This is a genomic window from Moorena sp. SIO4A1, from assembly GCF_010672065.1.
Classification (GTDB): Bacteria; Cyanobacteriota; Cyanobacteriia; order Cyanobacteriales; family Coleofasciculaceae; genus Moorena.
Genome location: NZ_JAAHHX010000141.1, coordinates 1 through 5990 on the forward strand (window position 1 = coordinate 1; position 5990 = coordinate 5990).

A 5990-nucleotide genomic window follows, 5' to 3' on the forward strand; every position below is an offset into this window, starting at 1 on the left:
TTAAAATATGTATCAAAATACACAATCATTTCCGGGGTAATTCTGCCCATTTCCCGCTTCTGACGACTCCCGACTCCCGACTCCCGACTCCCGACTCCCGACCCAAATGTAAAAAACCTACCCCTGTGAGCCCCTCTCCCCACAGTCTTCTTCCTATTCCCTGTTCAAGCCTTATGCTTTTAAGCCATCTTGCGCTACACTAGCCACCTGCTCAACACTGTCATTAGCTAATGTTTCTAGGACTGCCTTAGCCTCTTCTCCTCCCAGATTAACCAGTGCCTGTACTAACCGGTAACGAATTTGCCAGTCGGAATTAGTGGCAAAGGGAATCAGCAGAGGCACAGCCCGGGGGTCTCCCAATTCTCCTAAGGAACTAATGGCGGCTGTTTGGATTAAACTGGTATCGGATTTGAGAGCGTCTTCTAAAATTTGAAATGAACGGGGTTCACCTAGTTCCCCTAAGGCAGCAATAATACTAAATTTAACGATCCACTCAGTGGTTTGGTGATAGATTTGCTCTAAATCATCATAGGCTTCGGTGAGCTTCAAGGCACTCAAGGAATCCGCTGCTGCTGCCTGAACATCTGGTTCTGGATCATTCAAAAGGCGATCGCGTAATAGGGTCAAAGATACGGTTAAATCCTGATCACCCAAGGTATCGAGCTGGCTGACTGCCCCATATCGAATCCGAACATTGTTATCTTTAACCAAGGGTTGAATTAGCTCAAACCCCACCGATGGTTCCAGCTGGCGTAGTTGGTTTAATCCTCTAATGCGGTGGCCAAAATCCGATGAATTCAGCAGCTCTTGGACAGATTCACGAGTAACGCTCATGGGTATTTGATCTATATGTAGCCAAAACTCAACTTACCATGTTACTTGTTCACCGTGAACACTGTTTGAGATAGAACAGTTTCCTTAATTCGCTAATTCAGCTGCCATGGCCCGGACAATATCCCCAGATGTCAGAATTCCAATCACTTGCTCTGCCTCATCTGTTACTGGTAAATGGTGGATTGATTTTTCCTGCATCAACTTAGCCGCTTTCCGTAAGGGTTTATCGGGTTTGATGCTCATGGGATGACCAGTCATTACGTCCCCAGCGGTTTGTCCGAGGGCTTTATGGAGTTCTTGGTCATAACGGGCAGGATTTTCTAAGTAAATCACGCTGTCGAGAAACATGATATAGACTGGCGGTTCTACTCCTGTCTCCTGCCACAGCAAGTCAGCTTCTGAAATCACTCCTACCAATTTGCCTGCTTCGTTAACCACTGGCAAGCCACTGATGCTTTGTTCAGCAATAATTTTGATGACTTCCTTGATCGGTGTTTGGGGCTGCACTACGATCGGCTCGCGGGTCATGACTTCAGCAACGGTTTTGGCCATAGTTGGGTTTTTAAGGGTTTTGAATGGTTTGCCAGGTGATAACTATATTCTCCCACTGCCTTAGTCTAGAAGGTGATAGAAGTCTGAAAACTTTATGGTTGATTAAGCTTTTACCGTAAGCTTTGACCGCAGCAAAGGCAGCGTGAGTAGTCTTCAGCTTAGATCCCACCCACCTAATACACAAACCCTTCTCAACCATAAAAACGATCAAGCCAACCCTCCAAGTCGGCCATACTAGAAAACGCGATCGCATCTATACTCAGAGATTCAATTTGTTCCAAAGATAGTGCTTCAATTTGCTCCTGTCTCTGAGGTGCCAGCTTAGAGAGTCCTTCCCACCTCAGAGCATAGTCTTCGGTTTTCCAGGCGAGTTGTGCCAGCAGGATAGACACCGCTGCTTCTCGTCGGGCTTCGAGTTTAGCTTCGTTAATAATTTCTTTGAGGTGACCCCCTTCTAAAGACTCAGGAAGCTCTTTGGCCACTACTGTTGCGTTTTCGATTATTGTATTACCGAGTCGAATATCGTGATAGGCTTCGTCTTCGTTTTCCGCTTCAAATTCAGTTTCGTAATGAACGATCATCCAATACCGTTTCACTTCTGTCATCGCAAATGCCTCCCATTGTCTCCATATTGATTCTGAATTTCTGCTAGATTACACGACTTGGCCACTTGAGGAGGTGACAACAATAATACAATAGAATTATAGATTCAAACACAAATTAAGTGACTCTCGATTAAGAAGGCAAATAATCATGAAAAAACTCCTGTTTCATCCGTTCACAATATTGACAGATATTTTTAAATTGAGATACGCGATCAATAATCATACTCTTGAAAGGAGGTAAAATCATGTTTCCAATATAACCATAAGCCGTTGCATCTAAAGTGGTCGCTTTATCCCCCATAAAAAATGGTTTATCTGCTAAATAATCAGACAGGGCTTGAAAATCAGCATTAATAATTTCACAAACTTCCTTCTCGGAGTGACGACCAATGCCCTGTTCATAAATCTGATTATAAATGGACTTTCGCACCTGTTGGAAAAACTGTTCCGATTCTGGTGTCGAGCTTCCAGCAAAGTAGAGATTCGTTAATGTTTGTTTTAAGACTTGCCAGTTTTATTCAATGTTATAACGAATATAAAGCTCTCCCCAATAAGTATTTTCTTTCAGCATCCGCCGAAAAGCTAAGGATATTGCTTTTTCGGTTGAGGTCAAATCGCCGTCAGGATCTATGCCCTCTTTTTCCTTAAGCATCTCGATAATTAGGGTGGAGTCTCCGATCAGTTTTCCTTCATAGTCTATAAAAGGAATTTTGCCTTTGGGAGCTTTAGCAAAGTCCTTAGGAATCTCGATATCGTAAGCAATATTAGCTATACGCAGCCAAGTTTATAATTTCATACAGGGTGGACTAATGCTCGGTAATCCCCAGAAAGGTGGTGCCTTATACAAAGTAATCATAAAAGTAAATTTGGTTCGATATTACCAATAACTATTATAGCAATTATACGACTTTTGAGGTACAAATTTCTGGTTTTTAGGGAGCAGGGAGCAGGGAGCAGGGAGCAGGGAGCAGGGAATAGGAACCCACCCCTAACCCCTCCCAGGAGGGGAAGAGGTGAAAAAGAATGTGTACCTCATAGCTACGAAAAACGCTATATATATAATGAATGGTAAAATGATAATAATTTATTAAATTAATCTAGTCATTATCGAATCAAAACCTCTAATATAGCCTACAGTAAATTTTGGTTTTTTTTGCAATTATTTTCTTTATATTACTCGGGTTGAGCAATTTTTATTATATAAAATAAAATAAAGCACTTTTTAACCTAATGAGATACACCTAATTTTTCTCTTTCCTCTTCTCTGCTCCCTGCTCCCTACTCCCTACTCCCTTTCCCATTTAATATTTCATTGTTCAACTAACTCACGAACTAGAGAAGCTAAACGCTTTCCACTATCCCTAATCGCAAGACTAGCTGCTTTTTGTTTCATATCTTCTAACCTAGTTGGTGACTTGAGTAAAGCCAGCACCTCCTGTTCTAACGTTTCGTGAGTCAACTGGTCTTGACGAAATACTAAAGCAGCACCAGAATCCTTAAAGCTAGCTGCATTGAAAGCTTGATGGTCTTCTGCTGCATAAGGGTAGGGAATCAGAATGGCTGGTGTTTCACTTATAGCTAGCTCCGTTAAGGTTCCGGCACCAGCACGGCTAATGGCTAAGTTTGCCCGTTGCAGTAATGGTGCCATCTGGTCATAAAAGGGCATAGACAGGTACTGAGGATGGCTAAGAGTGTTAGCCTCTGGGTCTTTTTCTCCAGTTAAATGAACAATCCAAGCACCAGCTTCAAACCAGACGGGAGCACATTGGCGCACTAGTTTATTCACTGCCACTGCTCCTTGGGAACCCCCAACCACCACAATCAAGGGTACCTCTGGTGGAATCGGGAGTTCCAGGGCCTGAGTCAGTTGAAAACTATCGCGCACTGGTGTACCAACGGTTACAGTTTTAATCCGGGGTAAGTACTTGGAAGCGGCTTCAAACCCTAGGGCTACGGTATTGCAAAAGGGACTTAGCCAGCGGGTTACTTTTCCGGGAATAGCGTTAGATTCATGTATAATGGTAGGTAGACCCTGCCACCGTGCTGCCATAATTGCAGGTCCAGCGATGTAACCCCCAGTGGTGAAGACACCATCAAATTTACCCTCTCTCAGCAGTTGCCGCACTTGCCAAATTGAACTGACCAGGCGGGTAACAATGCTTAGAGTACCGAGACCGAAGCGTTGTTGAAAGCCTTCTACGGCAATGGTGTGCAGGGGGTAGTCTGGTGGTAGCAACTCATTTTCAATGCGGTCAGGAACACCAAGCCACTCAATAGTGTAATTGGGTAAGTGTTGGGCTACTGCGAGGGCGGGAAATATGTGTCCCCCCGTACCACTAGCGGCAATCAGCAATCGAATGGGTGACTTAGACACGGCTATTGGTCTCCTTGATCAATTGGGTGAGGGACGTTTGACTTGGGTTAATGGGAGTAGGGAATCGGGAGTAGGGAATCGGGAATCGGGAATCGGGAGTCGGGAGTCGGGAATCGGGAAGTCGGAACAAATCCTTTCTACCTCATTACATCAATAGGGAATCGGGAATCGGGAATCGGGAATCGGGAACAAATCCTTCCTAAAACCCTAGCAGTGGTGCGACCCCGCGCTTTTTCAAAGCTAAGGGTGAACGCCCACCGATGAAAATCTCGAGATCACGACTGTCTGGACTAGACATAGGTTATCAAACTAGATTTGGTATGATTGGTGCAAGGGATTACCCTTTCTCCAATCATCGATGATCAATTACTAATTACCAGTTACTAGTTACTAATTAACAGTTACCAGTTACCAGTTACCGATTACCAGTTACCAGTTACCAATGACCAATCCAGCAACCTTACTGCAACGACTATCCTCTTTTACTACTAAAGTCAAGTCTATTTCTTTGGACTGGTCAGTATTTGTACTATTAACGGCAGGGTTGACCCTCGGCTCTCCTCTGAAAGCCCAAGCAGATAGTCCGGAAACCGCACCGCCTCAGCTTAAAGATACCCTCAGCCAAATTGATCGCTTCGCTAATGGCAAGGATGTTGAAGGGTTGCTGGGATTCTATAGCGCTAATTTTACTAACTCCGATGGCTTAAGTCGGCAGTTGATGGCAGAAGCGTTGACTCAATTGTGGCAGCGCTACCCTTTGTTGAATTACCGCACGGAACTGACGGATTGGCAGCAAGAGGGCAACGCAATTGTGGCAGAAACTGTGACTTATATTACTAGTAACGAACAGGATGCTAGTAAGACGAAATTTGAATCGACTTTGCGATCGCGTCAGCGCTTTGAAAACCAAAAAATTGTCAATTCAACCATTTTGGCAGAGCGTTCCCAAATCACATCAGGAGCCAATCCTCCCAAGCTAACGGTGAAGTTACCAGAACAAGTGCGTATTGGTCAGCGATTTAATTTTGATGCCATTGTCACCGAACCCCTCGGAGATGATTTGCTGCTGGGAGTAGCTATAGAAGAATCGGTCAGCTCAAAGCGCTATACTAATCCCACGGAGATTGACCTGGAATCTTTGGCTGCCGGGGGAATTTTTAAGGTTGGCCGAGCCCCACTGTTACCAGAAGACCGCTGGATTTCAGCTATATTAATTCGGGGGGATGGGATGATTATGATTACTCGACGGTTACATGTGGTTGAGTGATTAGGTTTGAAGGGAGTAGGGAGTAGGGAGTAGGGAGTAGGGAGTAGGGAGTAGGAAATGTGGGAAGTTTAGGAGGTGTGGGGAGATGGGGAGATGGGGAGATGGGGAGATGGGGAGATGGGGAGATGGGGAGATGGGGAGATGGGTAAAATTAGCCCTATCTATGTTTTACGAGAATGAAACAGCCCTGCTTCCCATGAGCTAGTGCATCAACAGAGAATCAAATCTTATTACTATTCCCGATTCCCGATTCCCGATTCCCGATTCCCGATTCCCGATTCCCGATTCCCGATTCCCGATTCCCGATTCCCGATTCCCGATTCCCGATTCCCGATTCCCGATTCCCGATTCCCGATTC

The 5990-nt window shown here is 44.8% G+C and carries 8 protein-coding genes; 1 reads left to right on the forward strand and 7 read right to left on the reverse strand.

Annotated features, from left to right (window positions below; all coding sequences use genetic code 11):
- Positions 1-171: 171 nt before the first annotated feature.
- The 7 genes from nblB to F6K53_RS34880 all read right to left on the reverse strand — a co-directional run bounded on the left by nblB (position 172) and on the right by F6K53_RS34880 (position 4495).
- Positions 172-834, reverse strand: a complete 663-nt coding sequence (gene nblB / locus F6K53_RS34850) for a phycobilisome degradation protein NblB (protein ID WP_293072140.1) — start codon at positions 832-834, stop codon at positions 172-174.
- 84 nt (positions 835-918) lie between these two features.
- Complete coding sequence (locus F6K53_RS34855) at positions 919-1386, reverse strand: CBS domain-containing protein (protein ID WP_293072139.1); 468 nt, start codon at positions 1384-1386, stop codon at positions 919-921.
- Positions 1387-1577: 191 nt separating this feature from the next.
- Positions 1578-1991, reverse strand: coding sequence for a DUF4351 domain-containing protein (locus tag F6K53_RS34860; protein WP_075896758.1), 414 nt, complete (start codon positions 1989-1991; stop codon positions 1578-1580).
- A gap of 130 nt (positions 1992-2121) precedes the next feature.
- A complete protein-coding gene (locus F6K53_RS34865; protein WP_293072138.1) occupies positions 2122-2421 on the reverse strand; it encodes a glutathione S-transferase C-terminal domain-containing protein in 300 nt (99 codons plus the stop codon).
- Positions 2422-2505: 84 nt separating this feature from the next.
- The gene (locus F6K53_RS34870) at positions 2506-2769 is read right to left on the reverse strand and encodes a Tom37 metaxin N-terminal-like domain-containing protein (RefSeq protein ID WP_366511386.1); all 264 of its coding nucleotides are present in this window, start codon (positions 2767-2769) and stop codon (positions 2506-2508) included.
- Positions 2770-3300: 531 nt separating this feature from the next.
- On the reverse strand, positions 3301-4365 hold the full coding sequence (gene murG, locus F6K53_RS34875; RefSeq protein WP_293072137.1) for an undecaprenyldiphospho-muramoylpentapeptide beta-N-acetylglucosaminyltransferase: 1065 nt from the start codon (positions 4363-4365) through the stop codon (positions 3301-3303).
- On the reverse strand, positions 4358-4495 hold the full coding sequence (locus F6K53_RS34880) for a hypothetical protein (protein ID WP_293047788.1): 138 nt from the start codon (positions 4493-4495) through the stop codon (positions 4358-4360). The genes murG and F6K53_RS34880 overlap by 8 nt, the downstream gene beginning before the upstream one ends.
- Positions 4496-4807: 312 nt before the next feature.
- Here F6K53_RS34880 and F6K53_RS34885 point away from each other — a divergent pair, with 312 nt between their 5' ends.
- On the forward strand, positions 4808-5632 hold the full coding sequence (locus F6K53_RS34885) for a nuclear transport factor 2 family protein (RefSeq protein ID WP_293072136.1): 825 nt from the start codon (positions 4808-4810) through the stop codon (positions 5630-5632).
- Positions 5633-5990 lie beyond the last annotated feature (358 nt).

Coding starts and splice junctions, on each gene's coding strand:
- F6K53_RS34860 (WP_075896758.1), bottom strand. CDS start 1,991: ATGACAGAAGTGAAACGGTATTGGATGATCGTTCATTACGAAACTGAA.
- nblB (WP_293072140.1), bottom strand. CDS start 834: ATGAGCGTTACTCGTGAATCTGTCCAAGAGCTGCTGAATTCATCGGAT.
- F6K53_RS34855 (WP_293072139.1), bottom strand. CDS start 1,386: ATGGCCAAAACCGTTGCTGAAGTCATGACCCGCGAGCCGATCGTAGTG.
- F6K53_RS34885 (WP_293072136.1), top strand. CDS start 4,808: ATGACCAATCCAGCAACCTTACTGCAACGACTATCCTCTTTTACTACT.